This window comes from Streptomyces sp. NPDC059247 (assembly GCF_042754005.1).
In the GTDB taxonomy this organism is placed as follows: Bacteria; Actinomycetota; Actinomycetes; order Streptomycetales; family Streptomycetaceae; genus Streptomyces.
The window spans coordinates 444,560-467,190 of the sequence record NZ_JBHYZW010000004.1; the positions used below are offsets into that span (position 1 = coordinate 444,560).

The following is a 22,631-nucleotide window of genomic DNA, read 5'->3' on the forward strand; positions in this document are numbered from 1 at the left end:
CTCCCCTCAGGTAGTAGTTAGGCATCCGAAAATTTTCCTTAGCGTAGGGAATGTTTGCAGGATGCATCTCGTTGGACACGGATGTAAGACAGTTCTCCGCACGGAGGATCAACTCGGACGAAGGGAGAAGCCTGTGCGCTTCGAAATCCTGCGACTCGACGACATCGACGGCACGCCCGTCGACAGGACCGTCGTGGACGCCGCCTCCGTCAACCGGATCGTGCAGCAGGCCGCAGCGATCGGCCAGCGCATCTGGATCCGCCCCGCCGAGACCTCGGCCTCGTAACAGGCCGGGTTCCACCATCACGCACCGCGCCCCCGCGCGGACTCCGCTACAGCGGAATCCGCACGGGGGCGCAGTGGCGTCCGGACCGCCCGGGGCCGGTGCCCGCCGGAGCGGGCACACCGGGCACACCTGACGTACGGATGCGCCGGTGTCCGGATGCGCGGGCGCGCGGACGATCCGGCGCACGGGCGCACCGGGCGCGCACCGGGCGGTCAGGAGCTCTGGACGACCTGGGTGACACCGTTGATGATCTGCTGGACCGCGATGGCGGAGAGCATCATGCCCGCGAGCCGGGTCACCAGGACCACACCGCCGTCCTTGATGACCCGGATGATCAGCAGCGAGTAGCGCATGGCCAGCCAGAGCACGAGGTGCATGGCGGCGATGGCGGTCCAGACGGCGACCTGCGAGGCCACGCCGTCGGCGTTCTGCACGGCGAGGATCACCGAGACGATCGCACCGGGACCGGCGAGCAGCGGCATCCCGAGCGGGACCAGGGCGACGTTGACGTCCTTGGTCTGCTTGGGCTCGTCGGTCTTGCCGGTGAGCAGGTCGAGGGCGATGAGGAGCAGCAGCAGGCCTCCCGCGATCATCAGGGCGGGGACGGAGACGTGCAGATAGGCGAGGATCTGCTGGCCGAGGATGCCGAAGACGGTGATGACGCCGAAGGCCACGGCGACGGCCTGCCAGGCCATCCGGCGCTGCACCTTGGCCGGGCGGCCGGAGGTGAGCGCGAGGAAGATCGGGGTGATCCCGGGGGGATCCATGATCACGAAGAGGGTCAGGAACAGCGAGCCGAAGACGGCGACGTCGAACACGTGGGTTGCCTTGCGCGAGAGACGAACGGTGGGGTCTGACCCCCGCGGACCGGAACAAAGAATTCCGGAGGCGGGGCAGGTGGAGCGCCGCCCCGCGCACGGCACGGAGCCGTACGGGGGCGGACCAGGACGAAGAGAGTGCGGGGGGGAAAGGGCTGCGCGGGCGGGCGGGGCGGCCGGTGGGCCTGTCGGATCAGCCGGGCGGACCGGACCGGCAGGACCGCTCGGACCGGACGGACCGGACGGACCGCTCGGACCATTCGGACCGCTAGGACCGGCGGAGCCGTTCGCACCGGATGGACCGTTTCGGACCGGGTGGACCGACAGGACCGTTCGGACCGGGTGGATCGTCGGGCCGAGTGCGGCACACGGTCGCTCCCGGTCGATCGCCCCGGCGGACGGCGGGTCCCCTACGGGCTCGCGTTCCCCTAGGGGGTTCACGTCCCCTTACGGGTTCCGACTTCCCCTACGGGATCTGATCCCCCTACGGGTTCCGTCCCCCCTACGGGGACCTGACCCCCTTACGGGATCCGATACCCCCCTACGGGATCCGACGCCCTGAGAGGGTCGCCCCCTGACAAGGTCCGGTTTCCCTGACAGGGACCGGCTTCGTATGGGGGCAGCTCCTCGGGTGAGGACCCGCGATGGCCCGGGGTGTCCGACGGGCACGGGCGACCGGCGCTCGCGCCACGGGTCCGGCGCGCTCCGCGAGGACGCCCGTCGAAAGGGCGTCCGGCGATCGCGTCGGGTTCGTGGCGCTCCGGCCCCGTCCCGCACGGCGGCAGCCGTCAGGCGGCGGGTCCCCCCGCGCCGGGGACCGGGAAGGCGCCCGCGGCACGGCGGGTGATCTCCCCGTAGATCTCGGGGTCGGTCGTGTACTCGCCGAGACGGCAGGTCTTGCGGCTGCCGTGGTAGTCGCTGGAGCCCGTGGCCAGCAGCCCCAGCTCCTTGGCGAGGCCGCGCAGCCGCGCCCGGGTCGCCTCGTCGTGGTCCATGTGGTCGACCTCGATGCCGTCGAGACCGGCCTCGGCGAGCCGCGCTATCGAGGACTCGGGCAGCACCTGACCGCGCTTGACGGCGAGCGGGTGCGCGAAGACGGTGACGCCGCCGGCCGCCTTGACCAGGCGGATCGCGTCGATCGGGTCCAATTCGTGCTTTCCGACGTGGGCCCGGCCGCCGTCGGCGAGCCAGTCAGAGGTGAAGGCCCCGGAGACGTCGGGGACGACCCCGAGCTCGACGAGGGCCTCGGCGACGTGCGGACGGCCGACCGAGCCGTCCCCGGCGATCCGGGCGACCTGCTCCCAGGTCACGGGGACGCCGAGGTCCTGGAGCCTGCCGACCATGGCACGGGCGCGCGGGACGCGGTCGTCACGGACGAGTTCGCGCTCCGCGAGCAGCGCGGGCTCCTCGGGGTCGAAGAGGTACGCGAGCAGGTGGAGGCTGATCCCGTCGATCCGGCAGGACAGTTCGGCGCCGGTGACGAGGGTGAGGCCCTCGGGCAGCGCGGCGATGGCCTCCGCGTGGCCCCGGGTGGTGTCGTGGTCGGTGAGGGCGACGACGTCGAGCCCCGCCGCGGCGGCGTTCCGGACCAGTTCGGCCGGGGAGTCCGTACCGTCGGAGGCCGTGGAGTGGGTGTGCAGATCGATGCGCACGACGCGGAACTCCCGGAACTCGGCACGGACGAGGGACGCTCCAGCATAACGGCCCGTTCGAACACCCGGGTACGGAACGTGACGGCCGTCTCCGCCGCGCCCGTCACCCCACCGGACGGACCGCCCCCACCGGACGTACCGTCTCCGGCGGACGTACCGCCCCCGGCGGACGGGGCTCGGCCCCGCGCCTCAGCCCAGCAGTCTCGGGGTGAGCGCGCCGCAGGGGACCAGTTCGACCTCGGCGCCCGCGTCGCGCAGGTCGGTCAGGACCAGTTCGTCGTACATGAGGAGTCCCGACTGCTCGGGCCAGACGATCGCCCAGAGCCAGAGCCCACGGGCCTCCCCCGCGAAGACCGCGCGGTCCTGCGGGGTGCCGGTGACGTGCCAGAGCGGGGTGGGGCGCCCCGCGGCGAGGACCTTGGTCTGCGGGGGCTTGTCGATGGCCATGCCCGCGCCGGGATCGGGGCCGTCGATGCCCGCGTACCGCGCGCCGAGGCCGACGCCCAGCTCCTCGGCGATCAGGAGGAGTTCGCCGAGGCCGCCGAGGGGGCCGGGGCCCGAGCAGGCGACGGCGGTCGCGCGTCCGCCGCTGCGGTCGTCGCCCGCGTACGCGACACCGGTGAAGAGCCAGCCGACGGGCAGGGGCCACGGCATCCAGACCGGCACGTGGGACCGGTGCACGACGACACCGAGGGCCTCGACGCTGGGCGGGACGACGGGCTGGAGCGGGTGCACCGAGCCGTGCGCGTCACACTGCCAGGAGTCGGCGAAGAGTCCGGGCGCCCTGACCCGGCCACCGCACTTCGGACAACTGGGTTCGCCCCTCATAGGGCCCAACGGTCCTACCCCCGGGGCCCGGCGTCAAGGACGATCACGGACGATCACCCGTCCGGCCTGTGGCGTTCACTCCGCGTCTCCGCCGGGGCTTCCCCCGCCCCTTCCCTATGTAGATGTAGGTTGCATTTATTAGACTCTCTAACTTATTCTGCGTTCATCGCAACCGTCTCGACGCGAAGGAGTCCCGCCATGCGGGGAGAAGACGACACGGCGGACACCGGCACGACGACGGGCGGCACACTCCGCCAGCCACCCGCCGTCTGGGCCACCGCGGGCGCCTCCGTGGTGGCCTTCATGGGGATCGGGCTCGTCGACCCGATCCTCCCGTCGATCGCCAAGGGCCTCGACGCGAGCCCCAGCCAGGTGTCGCTGCTCTTCACCTCGTACTTCCTCATCACCGCCGTGGCGATGCTGGTGACCGGCTTCGTCTCCAGCCGCATCGGGGGACGCCGGACCCTGCTCGCCGGGCTCGCGCTCGTCGTCGTCTTCGCGGCCCTCGCGGGCACCTCCGACTCCGTCGGCCAGCTGGTCGGCTTCCGCGCGGGATGGGGCCTCGGCAACGCGCTCTTCGTCTCCACCTCGCTCGCCGTGATCGTCGGCGCGGCGGCCGGCGGCAGCGCGACGGCGATCCTGCTCTACGAGTCGGCGCTCGGCCTCGGCATGGCGTGCGGCCCGCTCCTCGGCGCCGTCCTCGGCGACGCGAGCTGGCGCTACCCGTTCTTCGGCACGGCGGCGCTGATGGCGATCGGCTTCCTGTGCATCGCGGTGTTCCTCCGGGAACAGCCGAAGCCCGCCCGCAGGACCTCCCTGCTGGACCCGGTCCGGGCGCTCGGCCACGGCGGGCTCGCCTCGGTGGCTGCCGCGGCCTTCTTCTACAACTACGCGTTCTTCACCGTGCTCGCCTTCACCCCGTTCGTCCTGGACATGACGCCGTACAAGTCCGGCGCGGTGTTCTTCGCGTGGGGTCTGCTGCTCGCCGTCTTCTCCGTCCTGGTCGCGCCCCGGCTCCAGCGGCGCCTCGGCTCGCTCACGGTGCTCGGCGGCTCGCTCGTCCTGCTCGCCGCCGACGTGGTGGTGCTCGGATACGGCGACCACACCACCGCGATCGTCTGCACGGTCCTGTCGGGCGCGTTCATCGGCGTCAACAACACCGTGTTCACCGAGCTGGCACTCGGCGTCTCGGACGCCCCGCGCCCGGTGGCGAGCGCGGGCTACAACTTCGTCCGCTGGTTCGCCGCGGCGGCGGCCCCCTACTTCGCCCCGAAGATCGAGGAGTGGACCGACATCCATGTGCCGTTCCTGGTGGCGGGCGCGGCGGCGGTCGTCGGAGCCGTGATCGTCGGAGTCCGGCGCGCCTCCCTCACCCACGAGGCGGCGGAGCAGGCGCCGAAGCACGCCACGGAGGACGGCGTGGGCGTCTTCGCCAACTGAGCCGGGCGTGACCGGCGGGATCGATGGGACTGGATAGCACCACTGCGGCCCGCAGGACTGACGGGGCTGACGGGGCTGACAGGGCCGCTCCGACCAGCGGGCCCACTCGGCCCCGCGAGAACCAGCCAGGCCGCCGGGTCCACGGAGCCCCCCGCCCCGCCACCGCCCCGCCCCTCAGTCCAGGTCCACGGACCTCCGCAGCGGGTCGCGCAGGTCCGTCCCCCGGGCCAGCCAGCGCTCCTCCAGGGCCTGTGCCCCGTGCACCCGCTTCCAGGCGGCCTCGTTCGCGGTCATCGGGAGGAGGGGCAGGAAGCGCACCGGGTCCATCGGCCCGTCGAGCTCCAGGTCCGCCACCAGGCCGCCGGACTCCGCGACGAGGACCGAGCCGAAGGCGGCGCCCGGCCAGAGCGGCTCGCCCACGTCGAGCGAGGCGCCCGGGGCCGCGACCACCCCCTCCACCTGCGGGGTGGAGGCGAGCACGGCCAGCGGGCGCAGCACCTTGTCGGTGTCGGCGAGCCCGCCCCGGACGGTGAGGACCAGTTCGGCGCGCGGTCCCGCGACCGGATCGGCGAGGGTGGCGGTGGGGTCGGCCATCGGCTGGGCGGACATGCCGAGGGTCGCGTACCGCACGAGATCGCCGTCGATGAAGCGGAGCACCTCGATCCGGTCCGTGCCGAGGAACGTCACCGCGGCCCGCGCGTCCGGTTCCCCGAAGGCCGTACGCAACCGGGCCTCGACCAGAGCAAGAACTTCTCCCATGGGTTGAGCATAAAGCGCGTATGGAACGGGCAAAATAAGGGATTGACCATCAGTCGGCTGATAGTCTTGGCCGCTGGTCGGGAGTCCCGAACTCCCGGCTACTCGTCACACGTCATCCCTCACGAGGGACCGGCCGGAGGAGGTGGGGCTGCGATGGACCGAAGTCGATCGGGTAGTACCAGCCGCTCTTCCGGCCCGCACCCCAGCCAGGTGCCCACGTCTCTCCGGTGATCACGGGTCCGCACGGATCTCCTTCTCCGGCTTCTCGCATGACGGAAGAGCATTTCGCCTTTGCCTGTCAGTAGCGAACGCCGTCACCGCGTCCCTTCGGTGCCGCCCGCTTTGTGGACGACGCAACAGCTCCACGTCCTCATTCCGGGCTGTGCCGTGCTCGCCGACGGCCCTCCGTGAAGGAGTATGCCCATGTCGATGATCCGTGACCTGCGCGCCGCCGTCCGTCCCAGCCTGCTGCACCCGCTGCGCAAGACCCCGACCGCGTACACCGCGTACGACCCCACCCGCGACCACTCCGCCTCCAGTGCCGTGGTCGACTGCGCCGTCTACCGCGACGGACGCCGGATCGACGACCGCGAGTGCCTCACCCCGCGCGGCGCGATGCAGCAGGTGCGGGAGAGCGGCGGCTTCGCCTGGATCGGCCTCCACGAGCCGACGGAGGCCGAATTCGCCGGGATCGCCGCCGAGTTCGGACTGCACCCGCTCGCCGTCGAGGACGCCGTCCACGCCCATCAGCGGCCCAAGCTGGAGCGGTACGACGACACCCTCTTCACCGTCTTCAAGACCATCCACTACGTCGAGCACGCCGAGCTGACCGCGACCAGCGAGGTCGTCGAGACCGGCGAGGTCATGTGCTTCACCGGCCCCGACTTCGTCATCACCGTCCGGCACGGCGGCCAGGGCTCGCTGCGCAATCTGCGGCACCGCCTCCAGGGCGAGCCGGAGCTGCTCGTCAAGGGCCCCTCGGCCGTCCTGCACGCCCTCTCCGACCACGTCGTCGACGGTTACATCGCGGTCGCCGACGCCGTCGAACTCGACATCGACCAGCTGGAGATCGATGTCTTCTCGCCCGCCGCGAAGGGCTCCACGCGCGGCACGGACACCGGCCGGATCTACCAGCTGAAGCGCGAGGTCCTGGAGTTCAAGCGGGCCGTCACCCCGCTCATGCGGCCCATGCAGCTGCTCAGCGAGCGGCCCATGCGGCTGGTGGACCCCGACATCCAGAAGTACTTCCGGGACGTCGCCGACCACCTCGCCCGGGTCCAGGAGCAGGTCGTCGGCTTCGACGAACTGCTCAACTCGATCCTCCAGGCCAACCTGGCGCAGGCGACCGTCGCGCAGAACGAGGACATGCGCAAGATCACCTCGTGGGCGGCGATCGTCGCCGTCCCCACAGCGGTCTGCGGCGTGTACGGCATGAACTTCGACCACATGCCCGAGCTGCACTGGAAGTACGGCTACCCGATGGTGCTGACCGGCATCGTCCTGATCTGCTTCACCATCCACCGCACCCTCAAGCGGAACGGCTGGCTGTAGGGCGCCCCGCCCCGCGCCTCCCCCGCCGGTCCCTCCGCTCCTCCCTTCGTTCCTCCCTCCGCTCCTCCCCCGGAAGGTGTCCGGCGATCGGGCCCGGCCCGGCCCGCCGGACATCCCCTAGGCTTCGGGCCATGACTGAAGAGCTGCTCGGGTCCGCCCTCGTCGAGGAGGCCACCAAGAAGTCCGGCCTGGTGTGGGTGCGCGGCACCGGCCCGGCCCGCGCGCTCTGGCACGTCTGGCACGACGGGGCCGCCCTCGTCGTCGGCGACGGCCCCGGCGAGCAGCCCCTGCCTGACCTGGCGGACGGCGGTACGGCCGTGGTCACGGTCCGCAGCAAGGACAAGGGCGGCCGGATCGTCGCCTGGACGGCCGCCGTACGCGAACTCACCCCCGGTACGGACGAGTGGGACGCGGCCGTGGCCGAGCTGAAGGGCAAGCGGCTCAACGCGCCGGACGGCGAGGCGATGACCGCCCGCTGGGCGCGCGAGTGCCGGGTGCTGCGGCTCGACCCGCACGCGGTGGACGAGGACCTGCCGGACGGCTCCCTCGCCGCCGTACCCCTGCCCTCGCCCGCCACCACCCGCGAGCCCGCGCCCGCCGCCCTGCCGAAGCTGCTGTTCCGGCGCCGCAAGCGCTGACCCGCACGGCCGGGAGGGCCCCTCAGGTGCGGGGCAGTTGCTTGCCGTAGTCGAGGGTCTCCTCCTTGGACGGCTCGGCCAGCGGGAAGCTCTTGTCCCACTCGCTGAGCACCACCACGCCCGCTCCGCCGCCCCGGGCGAACCTGAGCGGGTACGGGACGCCGTCCAGGGCCACGTCGAGGATGCCGCCCTCGCCGTCCCCGCCGCCCTTCACCTTGATCGTACGGATTCCGCCGATCTGGTCCCGGTCGCCCTTGACCTTCTCGCCGTGCAGCCCGGTCAGTCCGGCGAGGAGCGGCCCCATGTCGGTGAAGCCGCGCAGCTGCTTGTACGAGGGGTCGCCCTGCGGCACCTTCACGAACTTGTCGTCGAGCTTGTCGGCCGCCTCGGAGTCCGAATCCGAGGGGGAGCCGTCGGCCGAGGCGTCGTGGGACCAGAAGTCCGCCGCCGCCTTCAGGAAGAGGGCGTCGCCCACCCGCAGCAGCTCGAAGGTGCTGTTCTTCGTGGTCACGGAACCGGCGGCGCCGTCCTGCCGCAGCCGCATGTTCAGCTTGAACGTGCCGCCCTTGCTGACCAGGGTGCCCGACAGCCGGACCGCCTTCGCGGTGTCCGCCGCGTCCCGCGCCTTGTCCTCGATCTCGGTCGCGGAGAGCCTCCCGACCCCGTTGGTCCCCTCGTCGGGGTCGGCGGCACAGGCCGTCATCCCCACGGTCAGACCGGCGCAGAGCGTCAGGGGCACGACGGCCCTGCGGAGACGCGACGACGGGGCGCGAAAGGGCATCTGCGCTACCTCTCCTGGCATGGGGGACACAGGCCGCGGCCGTACGGGGAGAACCGGGGCGGCGGCCGTCCGTGCTGCTCGGGGACACCGGACGGGGGGGACGTCGGCGTGCCGGTGGGGGACGGCAGTCCGCAGCGTACCCGGACCGGACGGCGGCCCCTGCGGGGGCCGTCCGGAGGCGCTGCCGGGGCGGGGTGGATCGGCACGGGCTAGCCTGAATCAGGCAAAGCTCGGCAATGACTCGAATCGTGCGGCACCGAGGAGGCGCGTGGCATGGCGGCAGGCGCCCCCCGGATCTTCGTCTCCCACCTCGCGGGAGTCCCCGTCTTCGACCCCGTCGGCGACCAGGTCGGCCGGGTCGGCGACCTGGTGGCCATGCTGCGGGTCGGCCGCAGACCGCCCCGGCTGCTCGGCATGGTGGTGGAGGTGCTCAGCCGCCGCCGGGTGTTCGTGCCGATGACCCGGATCATCGGGGTGGCGTCCGGCCAGGTCATCACCACCGGCGTGGTCAACATGCGCCGCTTCGAACAGCGGCCGACCGAGCGGCTCGTCCTCGGTGAACTCCTCGACCGGCGGGTGCGGCTCGTGGGGCCCGGCGGAGAGGAGGGCGAGGAGGTCACCGTCCTCGACGTCGCCGTCCAGCAGCTGCCCGCCCGCCGCGAATGGGAGATCGACAAGGTCTTCGTCCGGCGCGGCAAGGGCGGGGCACTACGCCGGAAGGCCGAGACCCTGACCGTGGACTGGTCGGGCGTCACCGGCTTCTCCCTGGAGGAGAACGGGCAGGGCGCCGAGAGCCTGGTCGCCACCTTCGAGCGGCTGCGGCCCGCCGACGTCGCCAACGCGCTGCACCACCTGTCCCCGAAGCGGCGGGTGGAGGTGGCGGCGGCGCTCGACGACGACCGGCTCGCCGACGTCCTGGAGGAGCTGCCGGAGGACGACCAGGTCGAGATCATCGGCAAGCTGAAGGAGGAGCGGGCGGCCGACGTCCTGGAGGCGATGGACCCGGACGACGCGGCCGACCTGCTGTCGGAGCTGCCCGAGGAGGACAAGGAGCGGCTGCTGACCCTGATGCGGCCGGACGACGCGGCCGACGTACGGCGCCTGATGTCGTACGAGGAGCGCACGGCGGGCGGTCTGATGACGACGGAGCCGATCGTGCTGCGGCCGGACGCCACGGTCGCCGACGCGCTGGCCCGGGTCCGCCAGCAGGACCTGTCGCCCGCGCTCGCCGCCCAGGTGTACGTGTGCCGGCCGCCGGACGAGACGCCGACCGGCAAGTACCTGGGCACGGTCCACTTCCAGCGGCTGCTGCGCGACCCGCCGTTCACCCTCGTCAGCTCGATCGTGGAGAGCGATCTGCCGCCGCTCGGCCCGGACACCCCGCTGCCCGCCGTCACCAGCTATCTCGCCGCGTACAACATGGTCGCGGCGCCGGTGGTGGACGAGAGCGGTTCGCTGCTCGGCGCGGTCACCGTCGACGACGTCCTCGACCATCTGCTGCCGGAGGACTGGCGGGAGACCGAGTTCCACGGGGAGGGGGCCGGGCATGGCCGCTGAGCGCACCCAGGACCGGGACCGGGACCGGCCGGTCTCCCGCGTCCGGCTCGACCAGCCGCGCGAGCGGCGGGCCAGGCTGCTCCCGGAGTACGACCCCGAGGCCTTCGGACGGATCTCGGAGCGGATCGCCCGGTTCCTGGGGACGGGCAGGTTCCTGGTCTGGATGACGCTCACGATCATCGTGTGGGTCGCCTGGAACATCTTCGCGCCGAGCTCGCTCAAGTTCGACGAGTACCCGTTCATCTTCCTGACGCTCGCGCTGTCCCTCCAGGCCTCGTACGCGGCGCCGCTGATCCTGCTCGCGCAGAACCGGCAGGACGACCGGGACCGGGTCAACCTCGAACAGGACCGGAAGCAGAACGAGCGGTCGATCGCGGACACCGAATACCTGACGCGGGAGATCGCGGCGCTGCGGATGGGCCTCGGCGAGGTGGCGACCCGCGACTGGATCCGCTCGGAGCTCCAGGACCTGGTCCGGGAGCTGGAGGAGCGCCGGGACCTCTTCCCGTACGGCGAGGACCGGGGAAGTGACGTACCCGACCGTTGACAGGGCTTTCATGGGCCGGTGTTCCGCGCCGTACCATCGTCGGTATGGCTACGGAAGACACGGTCCTCGAAGCGCTGGCGACAGTGAACGACCCTGAGATCAACAAGCCGATCACCGAGCTCGGCATGGTCAAGTCGGTGGAGATCGGCCCGGACGGCAAGGTCGCCGTGACGGTCTATCTGACGGTCTCCGGCTGCCCGATGCGCGACACCATCACGCAGCGCGTGACGGATGCCGTCTCCCGGGTCGAGGGTGTCACCGCCGTCGAGGTCTCGCTGGACGTGATGAGCGACGAACAGCGCAAGGAGCTGGCGGCGGCGCTGCGCGGCACGAGCGCCGAGCGCGAGGTGCCCTTCGCGAAACCGGGTTCGCTGACCCGGGTGTACGCGGTGGCCTCCGGCAAGGGCGGTGTCGGCAAGTCGTCGGTCACCGTGAACCTGGCCGCGGCGATGGCCGCCGACGGACTGAAGGTCGGTGTCGTCGACGCCGACATCTACGGCCACAGCGTGCCCCGGATGCTGGGCGCGGACGGCCGTCCGACCCAGGTCGAGAACATGATCATGCCTCCGTCGGCGAACGGCGTGAAGGTCATCTCCATCGGCATGTTCACCCCGGGCAACGCGCCCGTGGTGTGGCGCGGGCCGATGCTGCACCGGGCGCTCCAGCAGTTCCTCGCGGACGTGTACTGGGGTGACCTGGACGTCCTCCTGCTCGACCTGCCCCCGGGCACCGGCGACATCGCGATCTCGGTCGCGCAGCTCGTGCCGAACGCGGAGATCCTCGTCGTCACCACCCCGCAGCAGGCGGCGGCGGAGGTCGCCGAGCGCGCCGGTTCGATCGCCGTCCAGACCCACCAGAAGATCGTCGGCGTGGTCGAGAACATGGCGGGTCTGCCGTGTCCGCACTGCGACGAGATGGTCGACGTGTTCGGCACCGGCGGCGGCCAGCGGGTCGCGGACGGGCTGACGAAGACCACCGGCGCGACGGTCCCGCTGCTGGGCTCGATCCCGATCGACGTACGGCTCCGGGAGGGCGGCGACGACGGCCGGCCGGTCGTCCTGTCCGCCCCGGAATCCCCGGCGGGCGCGGCCCTGCGCGCCATCGCGGGCAAGCTCGGCGGGCGCCAGCGCGGGCTCTCCGGCATGAGCCTGGGCATCACCCCGCGCAACAAGTTCTGACGCGTCACCCGGAAGGGCGCCCCCCGGTGGGGGGCGCCCTTCGTCGTACCGGATGCGCGCGGCCGGACCGGAGCGGACGGGCCGGGGTGGGCGGGCCGGGGTGGGCGGATCCGCTCGCCCGTGCTCCCGGCCGCGCCCGGTCAGGCGTACGCGTCGAGGTCCTCGATCTGCGAGAAGCCGAGCCCGTACGCGCTCATGCCCCGCCCGTACGCCCCGATGTGGACGCCGTCGGCGGACCCGGCGAGGACCCAGCCGGACTCGGTCTCGCGGTAGTGGAAGGTCACCGGCACCCCGTCCACCGGCAGCGAGAGCGACGACCAGTCCGGTCCTTCGAGGTCGTCGGCCAGTTCGAACGCGGTCTCGGTCTGCTGGTCCAGCCAGTTGTCCCGGGTCATGTGGTCGAGCGAGGCGGGCCAGGTGTGGACGAGCAGCCCGCTGCCCGCCAGCCAGGCGGCCGAGGAGACCGTGGTGGCGTCGAGGACGCCGGTGCCGTCCCCGGTGCGGCGGACCGGGCTGGCGGCGACGGTGACGACGACCGCGAACCGCTCCTTCTCCGTGCCGCTCGCGTCGGACTTTATCGACGGCGCGTCACCGTGGCCGGTCGAACCGTGCTGCACGCTGCCGTCCGCCGCCGTGCCCACCTGCATCAGCCAGCGGGGCCCGGTGAAGGCCTCGTCCAGCCCGTACCAGGCGAAGGGCGCGCGCAGATAGCCCTCGGCGGTCCGCCGGGCCGTGGGCACGCCCTCCACCCGACTCGTGGTCTCCATCTCGGCCGCCTCCTCGTTCGATCGACAGAGGGAGGATAGCCACCGGGAGGCGCCGGACCGGTGACGGCCCGTCGTCAGGTCGCGTCGGAGTCGTACGGAGGGCGCTCGCGGGTGTCCGGCTCGTCCCGCTTCTTGAGGAGGTCCGGGGTGCCGCCGGGGGCGGTCCCCGCGCCGCCGGAGCCGTTCACCGGAGCGCCGTTCACGGCGGTCGGCTGCGGCTCGCGGCCGTGGACCGCGTCGGCGACCTCGTTCATCTCCTTGCGGAGGTCGAAGCTGCCGCGGAGTTCCTTGAGCTCCCTCAGGTCCTCGTTCTGCTCCATCTGCTTGCGGAGGAACGTCTTGGGGTTGAGGTCCTCGAACTCGAAGTCCTTGAAGTCCGGCCCCAGCTCGCTGCGGATGTCCTCCTTCGCACCGTCCGAGAACTCACGGATCTTCCGGACGAAGCGCGAGACGTCCTGGATCATCTTCGGGAGCTTGTCCGGCCCGAAGACGAGCACGGCGAGGACCACGAGCGTCACCAGTTCGAGTGCGCCTATGTCGCTGAACACCTAGTAGCTCCTTCACGCCGGTCCGGGGCCCGGTCCACGGTACCCGCCGAAACTGCCGGACGGGTACCTCCCGGTGTCCGCCGGATGGCGCTCAGCCGCCCTGCGAGGATCCGAGGGTCAACGTCTTTGTCAGCTCTTTGCCGTCGCGGTTCAGGGTGAGCGCCAGCCGGTCGCCCGGGCGGTGGGCGCGGATCTTCACGATCAGCTCCTCGCCGTTGTGCACGCGCTGGCCGTCGACCTTGGTGATGACGTCCCCGGGCCGGAGTCCGGCCCTGGCCGCCGGGCCGTCGGGCGTGACGGACGCGGTGCCGTCCTTGCCCTTCTCGCCGACGCGGGCGCCGTCGCCGTTGAACTGCATGTCGAGGCTGACGCCGATGACGGGGTGGGTGGCCTTGCCGGTGTTGATCAGTTCCTCGGCGACCCGCTTGCCCTGGTTGATCGGTATGGCGAAGCCGAGGCCGATGGAGCCGGGCTGGCTGGCCCCGGCGCCCTCGCCCTCCCCGGAGCCGCCCGCGGCCCGGATGGCGCTGTTGATGCCGACGACCCGTGCCTTGGAGTCGAGGAGCGGGCCGCCGGAGTTGCCGGGGTTGATGGGGGCGTCGGTCTGGAGGGCGTCGACGTAGCTGATGTCGCTGCCGTCGCCCTTCTCGCCGCCCGCGGTGATCGGCCGTTCCTTGGCGCTGATGATGCCGGAGGTGACCGTGTTGGACAGGTCGAAGGGCGCGCCGATGGCGACGACGGGGTCGCCGACCCGGACGTCGTCGGAGTTGCCGAGCGGCAGCGGCTTGAGCCCCGAGACGCCGGTGACCTGGACGACGGCCAGGTCGTAGCCGGTGTCCTTGCCGATGAGCCGGGCGCGGGCGGTCTCGCCGCTGGAGAACGTCACCGTGATGTCCTTCGAGGACTCGGCGGCGTCGACGACGTGGTTGTTGGTGAGGATGTGGCCCTTGGTGTCGAGGACGAAGCCGGTGCCGGTGCCGGACGACCCGCCGCCCTTGACGTGCAGGGTGACCACGCCGGGCAGGGCGCTGGCGGCGATCCCGGCGACGCTCTCGGGGGCCCGGCCGGTCTCTCCGGCCTCCGCCTGCGGCAGTTCGACGGTGGTGAGTCCGCCGTTGCGCTCGACGTAGGCGCCGATGCCGCCGCCGATGATCCCGGTGACGAGCGCGAAGGCGAGCGCCCCGGCGAGGGCGAGGCCCTTGCGCGACTTCTTCGCGGGCGCGGGCGGGAGTCCGGCCCCACCGGCCCCCCAGGGGTCGTACTGCACCCAGGGCGCCCCCGCACCCGGCGGGTGCGGCTGGGCGTGGGGGTGCGGCGGTACGAGGGGCGGTACGGGGGCCTGCTGGGGCGGTACGGGCGCCGCCGGGTGCTGCACGGGCGGCGCGGGCGCCCACGGCCCCGGCTCCCCGTAGGGGGGCGTCCGGTACTCGTCGGGGGCGTGCAGGGGGGCGGGGGCGCCGCCGGGAGCCGCGTCCACGGGAGCCGTGTCCACGGGGGCGGCCGGACCGACGGGCTCGCCCTTGGTCAGGAGGACGGGCGCGGGCGCGGGTCCGCCGGACGGCCCGGCGAGGGCCTCGGTCCCGTAGGACCCGGCGAGCGCTCCGGGCTCGGCCTCGGACGCCCCGGTGACGGGCTCGGTCCCGTACGGCTCGGTGACGGGCTCGGGCTCGTACGGTCCGGCGACGGCCTCGGGCTCGTACGGTCCGGTGGTGGGGGCCGGTGAGGGGTCCGGGGGGCCCGTCACGGAGGCGGTCTCCACGACGGCCGCCGGGTCCTTCCGGTCCACCGGGTCCGTCACGTCCGGGCCGTTGTGCGGCCGGGGTGCGGGCAGCGGAAAGTCACCGTCGCCGTCCTCGGCCGGCGGCGGCGTGGGTATCCGCGCCGCCTCCGGCGCCTCCGAAGGCCGGCTCCACCAGTTCGGTTTCCCGTCGTTCATGCTCTCCCCGCAACCGCTGGCCCGTCCGCGCCCCTGGGTCGGGCGCCCGTGTCCCTGGATTCAACCAGGTCGCGGGTCAGCGGTGGGAGCCGAGCGGCCCGGTCGTCGGGCTCGCCACCGGACTGGGCCCGGGAGCGAAGGCCAGTTGGAGGGCCGGACCCGTCGGGCGTATGAACGGCGACAGGGCCAGGAAGGACTGCGGGGACTGGTTCTGGAGGCGGACGGAGAGCAGCGGGGTGGCGGGGGAACGGACCGCGTCCGGCGGGACGGCGCCCGCCGGGACCGTGCCCTGACCGGTCGCCGCGACCGGCCCCCGCACCGCCGAGAGGGGCGTCACCGGGGCGGACGGGACACCCGTGGTGGTCTGTCCCGCCAGGACGGACTGGGCGCCGGACCGCTCCCCGGAGCGGGTGCCCCGGGTGGCGGGCGTGCCCGTGCCGGGTGCCGCGGTGCCGGTGCGCAGCGGGGTGACCGAGCTGCCGGTGCCCTGGCCGCCGCGCGCGCTCGCGCTCACCGAGGCGTCCAGGGGCAGGGTCCCGCCGAGGGCGATGGCCGCGAAGGAGACCGCGCTGGCCGCCACGAAGGCGAACCTGCGACCGCGCCCGGCGGGACCGGGCGCGCGGTCGGCGACCGCGTGGATGCGGAAGCCGGGGTGCGGGGCGTGCGGGGTGGCGGGGGTGACGACCGCGGCGGTGGCGAAGCCGTCGGACCTCACTCCCCCGGCGTCGAGGAGTTCTTCGAGGGGTCCCCGGGGTCCTCCGGAGCCGCCAGGACCCCCGGGCAACCCCTGGAGGCGGGCGAGGAAGCCTTCGGAGAGCGGTGGGGGCGCGGCGGAGGCGAAGACGTTCTTGAGGGTGCGCTGCGCGTCGGCCTCGGCCTTGCAGCGGGCGCAGGTCGCCAGGTGGGCGAGGACCCGCTCGCGGGCGTCGTGGCCGAGCTCGCCGTCGACGAGCGCGGCCAGCCGGTCTCCGAGGTGGTGTTCGGCAGGGGTCGGAGACGAGGAAGGGCTACCGCTCACGCTGTCCCCGCCTCCCATCCGACGGAGGCCAGGGCACGCTCCGCCCGCGCCTCGGGCGAACGGTGCTTGAGGGCCTTGCGCAGGTGGGAGCGGCCGCGGTGGATCCGGCTGCGGACGGTGCCGAGCTTCACACCGAGGGTGGCGGCGATCTCCTCGTACGACAGTCCCTCGATGTCGCAGAGGACCACCGCGGCGCGGAACTCGGGCGCCAGGGTGTCGAGGGCCTGCTGCACGTCGGCGTCGAAGTGCGTGTCGTTGAACACCTGCTGCGGGGAGGGCTCGCGGCTGGGGAGCCGCTCGGCGGCGTCGTCGGCGAGCGCGTCGAAGCGGATGCGCTGCTTGCGGCGGACCATGTCGAGGAAGAGGTTGGTGGTGATGCGGTGCAGCCAGCCCTCGAAGGTGCCCGGGGTGTAGGTCGACAGCGAGCGGAAGACGCGGACGAAGACCTCCTGGGTGAGGTCCTCGGCGTCGTGCTGGTTGCCGGTCAGGCGGTAGGCCAGCCGGTAGACCCGGCCGCTGTGCGTGCTGACGATCTCCTCCCAGGTGGGAGGGGTCCACGCCGGCGATTCCGCATCCGATGCGAAGGTCGCGGTGGTGGGAGCGGAGTCGGTCGTGCGGAAACGGTCAGCGGTGTCGGTCACGGATTTCGGCTCACCCGCCGACCTGAGAAGACGCCGAAGCACTCCTCCCCGATCCACAGGCGCAGCCGCACCTCCCCTGTCGGCTCTGGTGGTGTCCAGTGGAGCCCCTACCATAGCCACCTCGCCCGTTAGCTCCGGATAAGAATCTTTACGCGAATTTGGAGCCGGGTCGCCCGGCTGTCTCCTGTCGCGTCCTTCCCCTGGTGAACGCCCGGTCCCATCTGCGGGTTCCCGCTGACAGCGGATACAGTCACCGTTGCGTCAACTACGGGGACAGGAGAGGGCCATTACCGCCAACCGGCAGACGAGCTGGTCGTTCGCCGACGCCTTTGTCGCCGAGAACGACGCTCTGCGCTGGGCCCGGGAGCGGGCCAGGGAGGCAGGGCTGCCCTCGGTGTCCCCCGGTACCGGCGGCGCGCTGCGCCTGCTGGCCGCGACGGCGGACGCGAAGGCGGTGGCGGAGATCGGCACGGGCACGGGCGTGTCCGGGATCTATCTGCTCCTCGGGATGCGTCCCGACGGGGTCCTGACGACGGTGGACCTCCAGCCGGAGCGGCAGCAGCTGGCCAAGACGGCGTTCCGGGCGGCGGGCTTCGCGGGGAACCGGGCCCGGTTCATCCCCGGCCGGGCCCTGGACGTCCTGCCCCGGCTCGCGGACGGCGGGTACGACCTCGTGTTCTGCGACGGGGACCGGCTGGAGTACCTGGACTACCTCGCTGAATCGTTGCGCCTGCTGCGGCCCGGCGGCCTCGTCTGCTTCGAGGGCGTCTTCGCGGAGGGCCGCACGGTCGACTCGTCGGCGCAGCCGCCGGAGGTCCAGCGGGTGCGGGAGCTGCTGCGCGCGGTCCGGGAGAGCCCGGAGCTCATCCCCTCGCTGCTGCCGGTGGGCGACGGTCTGCTCTGCGCGGTCCGCCGGGGCTGACCCCGCCCGCGCGGGGTGCGGCGGCGGTGCCCGCGCACGGCGCTCCGGGGTGCCGGTACGCCGCTGCCCCGGGACGGCGGGGCCGTACCGGGGCAGCGGTGAGGATCGTGGAGAACCGGGTCAGCCGACGACCTTCTTCAGGGCGTCGCCCAGCGCCCCTGCCTCGTCCGGGGTCAGCTCGACGACGAGCCGGCCGCCGCCTTCGAGCGGAACGCGCATGACAATGCCCCGCCCCTCCTTGGTCACCTCGAGCGGGCCGTCACCCGTCCGCGGCTTCATGGCCGCCATGCTCGTTCCCCTTCCTGAAACCAGCTCATCGTCGGCCGGGCAGCTCCATGACCTGGAGCACGTCTCCGGCTTCGAACACATTGCTTCCAGGTCATTATCCCGCATGGCAGCACCCGATGACCAACATCCATCGGCATCGCTTGCGCAACGCGCGCTCGCAAAACCCCATAATTCGGCGCTCGGCCTGCGATACTCCGCCGCTCGGCTTCCGGCTGCGGGCCTCCGGAAGCCCGTCGGATTGACGCAGCTCACATGGGCGGTGCGGGTGATGTCCGCCATGCTGGGCGGGTCGACGACGCGATGAGGCGAAGGGATACCGATGGGCGACACGGTGCTGTACGAGGTGGGCGACGGACTCGCCACCATCACGCTCAACCGTCCCGAGGCCATGAACGCCATGAACGTGGCGGCGAAGACCGCCCTCCGGGAGGCGGTGGAGACGGCCGCCGCCGACACCGCCGTACGGGCGGTGCTGCTGACCGCGGCCGGTGACCGGGCGTTCTGTGTGGGCCAGGACCTGAAGGAGCACGTGGGCCTGCTCGCGGCGGACGCGGAGAACGGCACGCGGGAGACCATGAGCACGGTCCGCGAGCACTACAACCCGATCACCCGGGCCCTCGCGGGGATGCGGAAGCCGGTGGTGGCGGCGGTGAACGGGGTCGCGGCCGGGGCCGGTTTCGGCTTCGCCCTCGCGGCGGACTTCCGGGTGGTCGCGGAGACCGCCTCGTTCAACACCGCGTTCGCCGGGGTCGCGCTCACCGCCGACTCGGGCGTCTCCTGGACGCTGCCCCGGCTGATCGGCCCGAGCCGGGCGGCCGACCTGCTGTTCTTCCCCCGCTCGATCAGCGCCTCCGAGGCGTACGAGCTGGGCATCGCGAACCGGCTCGTCCCGGCCGCCGACCTCGCCGCCGAGGCGGGGAAGGTGGCCCGGCGACTGGCACAGGGCCCGACGGTGGCGTACGCGGCCCTGAAGGAGTCCCTGGCCTTCGGCGCGGCCCACTCGCTCGCCGAGACGCTGGAGAAGGAGGAGGAACTGCAGAGCCTGGCCGGGGCCTCGGCCGACCACACGATCGCGGTCCGCGCCTTCGTGGCCAAGGAGAAGCCGACGTACCTGGGCCGCTGACCGCGACCGGGCCACCGGGCCACCGCGACCGGGCGGACTCGGGTGGCCCGGGGTCCGTTCCGCCCCGGGGTCCGTTCCGCCCCGGGGTCACTTCCTCCAGGGGGTCACTTCCCGCCGCGGGCCACGCAGTCCGTCACATGGTCGTCGACGAGCCCGCACGCCTGCATCAGCGCGTAGGCCGTCGTGGGGCCGACGAACCGCACGCCGCGCTTCTTGAGCGCCTTCGACAGGGCCGTCGACTCGTCCGTGACCGCCGGGACGTCGGCGACCGTGCGCGGGGCCGGGCGGTCCGCGGGATCGGGGGCGTACGACCAGATCAGACCGTCCAGCTCGCCCGGGGACCAGCCCGCGAGCAGCCGGGCGTTGGCGAGGGTCGCGTCGATCTTGGCGCGGTTGCGGATGATGCCCTCGTCCTGGAGCAGCCGCTCGCGGTCCGCGTCCCCGAAGGCCGCGACGGAGGCGATCCGGAAGCCCTCGAAGGCGGTGCGGAAGCCCTCCCGGCGGCGCAGGATCGTGATCCACGAGAGACCCGACTGGAACGCCTCCAGGCAGAGCCGCTCGAAGAGCGCGTCGTCGCCGTGGACCGGGCGGCCCCATTCCTCGTCGTGGTACGCCAGGTAGTCCTCGGCCGACAGGCCCCAGGGGCAGCGGAGCCGCCCGTCGGGACCGGGCACCGCCCCGGAGGCGCTCACGCGGGCCCCTCTTCCCCGGCGCCCTCGGCGCCACCGGGGCGCTCGGCGGAGGCGCCGGTGAGCGACTCCTCCAGCTCGGCGATCCGGGCGTCCCGCTCGGCCAGCTCGGCGCCGAGACGGACGAGGATGTCGTCCACGTCCGCCATGCGATAGCCCCGCAGCCCGACGGGGAGGCGGAGCGCCTCGACGTCGGCGCGGTCGACCGGGCGGCTGACCGGGAGCGGGTCGACGAGCTGCTCGGGCGCCACCTCGGGCAGCACCTCGCTGTCGCCGCCGCCGATCACGGCGAGGGTCACCGCGGCCACGACCACGACCATCGTGATGAGCAGAAACCAGAACACTGCGCGCCTCTCCCCGGAGTGGAAAACGTCCCGTGCCGATCGTGCCACGTGCCACCGACGGCTAGGGTCGCAGGCGAACGGACACGAGGGAGGACAAAAGGGATGCTGCGCTTGGGACGGCGTGAATTCGGGCCGCACGAGCCGGTGATCATGGCGATCGTGAACCGGACCCCGGACTCCTTCTACGACCAGGGCGCGACCTTCCGGGACGAGCCCGCGCTCGCGCGGGTCGAGCGGGCCGTGGCCGAGGGCGCGGCGATCGTCGACATCGGCGGGGTGAAGGCGGGCCCCGGCGAGGAGGTGACGGCCGAGGAGGAGGCGCGGCGCACGGTCGGTTTCGTCGCCGAGGTCCGGCGCCGCCATCCCGATGTGGTCATCAGCGTGGACACCTGGCGGGCGGAGGTCGGCGAGGCGGTCTGCGAGGCGGGGGCGGACGTCCTGAACGACGCGTGGGGCGGGGTGGACCCGGGCCTCGCCGAGGTCGCCGCGAAGTACGGCGCGGGCCTGGTGTGCACGCACGCGGGGGGCGCGGAGCCGAGGACGCGACCGCACCGGGTGGCGTACGAGGACGTGATGGCCGACGTCCTGCGCGTCACGGTGGGCCTGGCGGAGCGCGCGGCAGCGCTGGGCGTGCGCCGGGACGCGATCATGATCGATCCGGGTCACGACTTCGGGAAGAACACCCGGCACAGTCTGGAGGCGACCCGGCGGCTGGGGGAGATGACGGCGACGGGGTGGCCGGTGCTGGTGTCCCTGTCGAACAAGGACTTCGTCGGGGAGACGCTGGACCGGCCGGTGAAGGAACGGCTCCTGGGGACCCTGGCGACCACCGCCGTCTCGGCGTGGCTGGGCGCCCAGGTGTACCGGGTCCACGAGGTGGCGGAGACGAGGCAGGTCCTCGACATGGTGGCCTCGATCGCGGGCCACCGCCCCCCGTCGGTGGCCCGCCGGGGCCTGGCGTAGCGAGGACGGACACCGCCCGACCCGGCGGAACGCGCGCCGCCTGACGGGTACGGGCGATCCGTGACAGGGCGCACGGCTGGCACCCGGCGGGATCCGGGCGGCCCGTGGCGCGGGTCCGGGCGGCGCCTGCCGGGGCGTCGGCAGGCCCACGTGGTCAGGCGCGCGGTCCCTGAGGGCGCGCGGTCCCTGAGGGCGCGCGGTCCCTGAGGGCGCGCGGTCCCTGAGGGCGCGCGGTCCCTGAGGGCGCGCGGGCAGCGCCTGCCAGGGGCGTCGGCGGCCCACGTGGTCGGACACACGCCCCTCAGGAGGCGCGTGCAGCGCCCACCGGGGACGTCGGCGGCCCACTTGGTCGGGCACACAGCCCCCTCAAGGGGTACGGGCGGCGCCTACTGGGCCCGCTGAAGGCCCACGCGCCCAGGCGGCACGGACCCCGAGAAGGTACGGGCAGCGCCTGCCAGGACGTCGGCGGCCCACTTGGTCGGCGCACGACCACTGAGGGAGTCCGGGCAGCACCCGCCAGGGCGGCGGCAGCCCACGAGGCAGGGCGCACGACCCCTCAAGAGGCGCGGGCAGTACAAGCCGTGGACGTCGGCAGCCCACGCGGCCAGGCACGCGCCCCCTGAGCAAGTCCAGGCGGCGCCCGACGGGGACGTCGGTGTTCCACACGGCCGGGTACGCGGTCCCCCGAGGGGAGCGGGCAGTGCCAGCCAGGGGCGTCGGCAGTCCGCGTGGTCGGGCACACAATCCCTGAGGAGGTCCGGGCGGTGGCGGCGACGGCCCACGCGGCCGGACACGCGATCCCTGAAGGGACGCGGGCAGCGCCAGCCGGGGACGTCGACTCCCCACCTGGTCGGGCGCACGACCCCTGAGGAGGTCCGGGCGACGCCAGCCAGGGGCGTCGGCGGCCCACACGATCGGACGCACAGCCCCTGAGGAGGCGCGGGGAGCGCCTATCGGGGGCGTCGGTGGTCCACATGGTCGGCACACAGTCTCTGAGGAGGTCCGGGCAGCACCTGCCAGGGAAGTCGGCGATCCACGCGATCGGACACACCCCCTGGGGAGGCACGAAGTAGTGCTGGCCGGGGACGGCCGCAGCCCACGCGGCCAGGCACACCCGACCCTTGAGGAGGTGCGGCTCCCCCGGCGGGGCGCCGCAACCGGTTCCGGCATCTCCCGCCCACGCCCGTACGCCCCGGGCCCCGCCGTGCCCGTACGCCCGGCGGGCAAGGCCCCGGCCCTGCCCCATGAGCGCGCCCCCGGCCACGGCCCGGACGCCGACGGGCGCGACCGGGCGCCGTGTCGGGCTCAGCCCGGGCCCCGGCCCGCAGCCCCATCGCACCCCCGCCTCGTGACCTGA

23 protein-coding genes are annotated in these 22,631 nt (G+C 73.0%); 10 read left to right on the forward strand and 13 right to left on the reverse strand.

From position 1 onward, the window contains the following. The first annotated feature begins 133 nt into the window (after positions 1-133). Positions 134-286, forward strand: coding sequence for a hypothetical protein (locus ACFXGN_RS11850; RefSeq protein WP_086823662.1), 153 nt, complete (start codon positions 134-136; stop codon positions 284-286). 212 nt (positions 287-498) lie between these two features. On the opposite strand, the gene ACFXGN_RS11855 is transcribed toward ACFXGN_RS11850, so the two are convergent. The 3 genes from ACFXGN_RS11855 to ACFXGN_RS11865 form a co-directional block, all read right to left on the reverse strand. After that, complete coding sequence (locus ACFXGN_RS11855) at positions 499-1,104, reverse strand: MarC family protein (RefSeq protein ID WP_366440164.1); 606 nt, start codon at positions 1,102-1,104, stop codon at positions 499-501. A gap of 788 nt (positions 1,105-1,892) precedes the next feature. Then, positions 1,893-2,756, reverse strand: coding sequence for a PHP domain-containing protein (locus ACFXGN_RS11860; RefSeq protein ID WP_384856755.1), 864 nt, complete (start codon positions 2,754-2,756; stop codon positions 1,893-1,895). 189 nt (positions 2,757-2,945) lie between these two features. Continuing rightward, on the reverse strand, positions 2,946-3,584 hold the full coding sequence (locus ACFXGN_RS11865; RefSeq protein WP_384856758.1) for a DUF6758 family protein: 639 nt from the start codon (positions 3,582-3,584) through the stop codon (positions 2,946-2,948). A gap of 198 nt (positions 3,585-3,782) precedes the next feature. On the opposite strand from ACFXGN_RS11865, the gene ACFXGN_RS11870 reads away from it, so the two are divergent. Continuing rightward, positions 3,783-5,024: an MFS transporter gene (locus ACFXGN_RS11870; protein WP_384856761.1), complete on the forward strand. Its 1,242-nt coding sequence runs from the start codon at positions 3,783-3,785 to the stop codon at positions 5,022-5,024. 174 nt (positions 5,025-5,198) lie between these two features. Here ACFXGN_RS11870 and ACFXGN_RS11875 read toward each other — a convergent pair whose 3' ends face one another. Further along, positions 5,199-5,783 carry a suppressor of fused domain protein gene (locus ACFXGN_RS11875; RefSeq protein ID WP_384856764.1) on the reverse strand — a complete coding sequence of 195 codons (585 nt, stop codon included), beginning with the start codon at positions 5,781-5,783 and terminating at the stop codon, positions 5,199-5,201. Positions 5,784-6,206: 423 nt separating this feature from the next. On the opposite strand from ACFXGN_RS11875, the gene ACFXGN_RS11880 reads away from it, so the two are divergent. Beyond that, complete coding sequence (locus tag ACFXGN_RS11880; RefSeq protein ID WP_384856766.1) at positions 6,207-7,334, forward strand: magnesium and cobalt transport protein CorA; 1,128 nt, start codon at positions 6,207-6,209, stop codon at positions 7,332-7,334. A 131-nt stretch (positions 7,335-7,465) separates the two neighbouring features. After that, complete coding sequence (locus tag ACFXGN_RS11885; RefSeq protein ID WP_384856769.1) at positions 7,466-7,972, forward strand: hypothetical protein; 507 nt, start codon at positions 7,466-7,468, stop codon at positions 7,970-7,972. Between the two features lie 22 nt (positions 7,973-7,994). Here the strand turns inward: ACFXGN_RS11885 and ACFXGN_RS11890 are convergent, their stop codons facing one another. Then, on the reverse strand, positions 7,995-8,753 hold the full coding sequence (locus tag ACFXGN_RS11890; RefSeq protein ID WP_384856771.1) for a hypothetical protein: 759 nt from the start codon (positions 8,751-8,753) through the stop codon (positions 7,995-7,997). A gap of 273 nt (positions 8,754-9,026) precedes the next feature. Here ACFXGN_RS11890 and ACFXGN_RS11895 point away from each other — a divergent pair, with 273 nt between their 5' ends. The 3 genes from ACFXGN_RS11895 to ACFXGN_RS11905 are packed head-to-tail and all read left to right on the forward strand — an operon-like array spanning position 9,027 to position 12,035. Then, positions 9,027-10,310: a magnesium transporter MgtE N-terminal domain-containing protein gene (locus ACFXGN_RS11895; protein WP_384856773.1), complete on the forward strand. Its 1,284-nt coding sequence runs from the start codon at positions 9,027-9,029 to the stop codon at positions 10,308-10,310. Beyond that, on the forward strand, positions 10,300-10,857 hold the full coding sequence (locus ACFXGN_RS11900) for a DUF1003 domain-containing protein (RefSeq protein WP_384856775.1): 558 nt from the start codon (positions 10,300-10,302) through the stop codon (positions 10,855-10,857). The genes ACFXGN_RS11895 and ACFXGN_RS11900 overlap by 11 nt, the downstream gene beginning before the upstream one ends. Positions 10,858-10,901: 44 nt before the next feature. Beyond that, positions 10,902-12,035: an Mrp/NBP35 family ATP-binding protein gene (locus tag ACFXGN_RS11905; protein ID WP_384856777.1), complete on the forward strand. Its 1,134-nt coding sequence runs from the start codon at positions 10,902-10,904 to the stop codon at positions 12,033-12,035. A gap of 140 nt (positions 12,036-12,175) precedes the next feature. Here the strand turns inward: ACFXGN_RS11905 and ACFXGN_RS11910 are convergent, their stop codons facing one another. From ACFXGN_RS11910 to sigE, 5 genes are all read right to left on the reverse strand, one after another. After that, positions 12,176-12,802 carry a hypothetical protein gene (locus ACFXGN_RS11910; protein WP_384856779.1) on the reverse strand — a complete coding sequence of 209 codons (627 nt, stop codon included), beginning with the start codon at positions 12,800-12,802 and terminating at the stop codon, positions 12,176-12,178. 74 nt (positions 12,803-12,876) lie between these two features. After that, a complete protein-coding gene (locus tag ACFXGN_RS11915; protein ID WP_384856781.1) occupies positions 12,877-13,350 on the reverse strand; it encodes a sec-independent translocase in 474 nt (157 codons plus the stop codon). Positions 13,351-13,441: 91 nt separating this feature from the next. After that, complete coding sequence (locus ACFXGN_RS11920; protein WP_384856783.1) at positions 13,442-15,286, reverse strand: trypsin-like peptidase domain-containing protein; 1,845 nt, start codon at positions 15,284-15,286, stop codon at positions 13,442-13,444. A gap of 76 nt (positions 15,287-15,362) precedes the next feature. Continuing rightward, the gene (locus ACFXGN_RS11925; protein ID WP_384856786.1) at positions 15,363-16,304 is read right to left on the reverse strand and encodes a zf-HC2 domain-containing protein; all 942 of its coding nucleotides are present in this window, start codon (positions 16,302-16,304) and stop codon (positions 15,363-15,365) included. Beyond that, positions 16,301-17,059 (reverse strand): RNA polymerase sigma factor SigE, encoded by a 759-nt coding sequence (gene sigE, locus ACFXGN_RS11930; RefSeq protein ID WP_351795674.1) that lies wholly within the window; start codon positions 17,057-17,059, stop codon positions 16,301-16,303. The genes ACFXGN_RS11925 and sigE overlap by 4 nt, the downstream gene beginning before the upstream one ends. 142 nt (positions 17,060-17,201) lie before the next feature. Between sigE and ACFXGN_RS11935 the strand changes: the two genes are divergently transcribed. Continuing rightward, positions 17,202-17,867 carry an O-methyltransferase gene (locus ACFXGN_RS11935; protein WP_384856789.1) on the forward strand — a complete coding sequence of 222 codons (666 nt, stop codon included), beginning with the start codon at positions 17,202-17,204 and terminating at the stop codon, positions 17,865-17,867. A 120-nt stretch (positions 17,868-17,987) separates the two neighbouring features. On the opposite strand, the gene ACFXGN_RS11940 is transcribed toward ACFXGN_RS11935, so the two are convergent. Further along, the gene (locus ACFXGN_RS11940) at positions 17,988-18,155 is read right to left on the reverse strand and encodes a DUF3117 domain-containing protein (RefSeq protein WP_069086806.1); all 168 of its coding nucleotides are present in this window, start codon (positions 18,153-18,155) and stop codon (positions 17,988-17,990) included. Between the two features lie 319 nt (positions 18,156-18,474). Here ACFXGN_RS11940 and ACFXGN_RS11945 point away from each other — a divergent pair, with 319 nt between their 5' ends. Next, positions 18,475-19,278 (forward strand): enoyl-CoA hydratase/isomerase family protein, encoded by an 804-nt coding sequence (locus ACFXGN_RS11945; RefSeq protein WP_384856792.1) that lies wholly within the window; start codon positions 18,475-18,477, stop codon positions 19,276-19,278. Positions 19,279-19,382: 104 nt separating this feature from the next. On the opposite strand, the gene ACFXGN_RS11950 is transcribed toward ACFXGN_RS11945, so the two are convergent. Together ACFXGN_RS11950 and ACFXGN_RS11955 are read right to left on the reverse strand one after the other, a co-directional pair. Next, complete coding sequence (locus ACFXGN_RS11950; RefSeq protein ID WP_384856795.1) at positions 19,383-19,970, reverse strand: DNA-3-methyladenine glycosylase I; 588 nt, start codon at positions 19,968-19,970, stop codon at positions 19,383-19,385. After that, positions 19,967-20,311: a hypothetical protein gene (locus ACFXGN_RS11955; protein WP_384856797.1), complete on the reverse strand. Its 345-nt coding sequence runs from the start codon at positions 20,309-20,311 to the stop codon at positions 19,967-19,969. The genes ACFXGN_RS11950 and ACFXGN_RS11955 overlap by 4 nt, the downstream gene beginning before the upstream one ends. A 102-nt stretch (positions 20,312-20,413) precedes the next feature. Between ACFXGN_RS11955 and folP the strand changes: the two genes are divergently transcribed. Continuing rightward, the gene (folP, locus tag ACFXGN_RS11960) at positions 20,414-21,274 is read left to right on the forward strand and encodes a dihydropteroate synthase (protein WP_384856800.1); all 861 of its coding nucleotides are present in this window, start codon (positions 20,414-20,416) and stop codon (positions 21,272-21,274) included. The last annotated feature ends 1,357 nt before the right edge of the window (positions 21,275-22,631 follow it).

Coding starts and splice junctions, on each gene's coding strand:
- ACFXGN_RS11865 (WP_384856758.1), bottom strand. CDS start 3,584: ATGAGGGGCGAACCCAGTTGTCCGAAGTGCGGTGGCCGGGTCAGGGCG.
- ACFXGN_RS11870 (WP_384856761.1), top strand. CDS start 3,783: ATGCGGGGAGAAGACGACACGGCGGACACCGGCACGACGACGGGCGGC.
- ACFXGN_RS11875 (WP_384856764.1), bottom strand. CDS start 5,783: ATGGGAGAAGTTCTTGCTCTGGTCGAGGCCCGGTTGCGTACGGCCTTC.
- ACFXGN_RS11880 (WP_384856766.1), top strand. CDS start 6,207: ATGTCGATGATCCGTGACCTGCGCGCCGCCGTCCGTCCCAGCCTGCTG.
- ACFXGN_RS11885 (WP_384856769.1), top strand. CDS start 7,466: ATGACTGAAGAGCTGCTCGGGTCCGCCCTCGTCGAGGAGGCCACCAAG.
- ACFXGN_RS11890 (WP_384856771.1), bottom strand. CDS start 8,753: ATGCCCTTTCGCGCCCCGTCGTCGCGTCTCCGCAGGGCCGTCGTGCCC.
- ACFXGN_RS11895 (WP_384856773.1), top strand. CDS start 9,027: ATGGCGGCAGGCGCCCCCCGGATCTTCGTCTCCCACCTCGCGGGAGTC.
- ACFXGN_RS11900 (WP_384856775.1), top strand. CDS start 10,300: ATGGCCGCTGAGCGCACCCAGGACCGGGACCGGGACCGGCCGGTCTCC.
- ACFXGN_RS11905 (WP_384856777.1), top strand. CDS start 10,902: ATGGCTACGGAAGACACGGTCCTCGAAGCGCTGGCGACAGTGAACGAC.
- ACFXGN_RS11910 (WP_384856779.1), bottom strand. CDS start 12,802: ATGGAGACCACGAGTCGGGTGGAGGGCGTGCCCACGGCCCGGCGGACC.
- ACFXGN_RS11920 (WP_384856783.1), bottom strand. CDS start 15,286: ATGAACGACGGGAAACCGAACTGGTGGAGCCGGCCTTCGGAGGCGCCG.
- sigE (WP_351795674.1), bottom strand. CDS start 17,059: ATGGTAGGGGCTCCACTGGACACCACCAGAGCCGACAGGGGAGGTGCG.
- ACFXGN_RS11940 (WP_069086806.1), bottom strand. CDS start 18,155: ATGGCGGCCATGAAGCCGCGGACGGGTGACGGCCCGCTCGAGGTGACC.
- ACFXGN_RS11945 (WP_384856792.1), top strand. CDS start 18,475: ATGGGCGACACGGTGCTGTACGAGGTGGGCGACGGACTCGCCACCATC.
- folP (WP_384856800.1), top strand. CDS start 20,414: ATGCTGCGCTTGGGACGGCGTGAATTCGGGCCGCACGAGCCGGTGATC.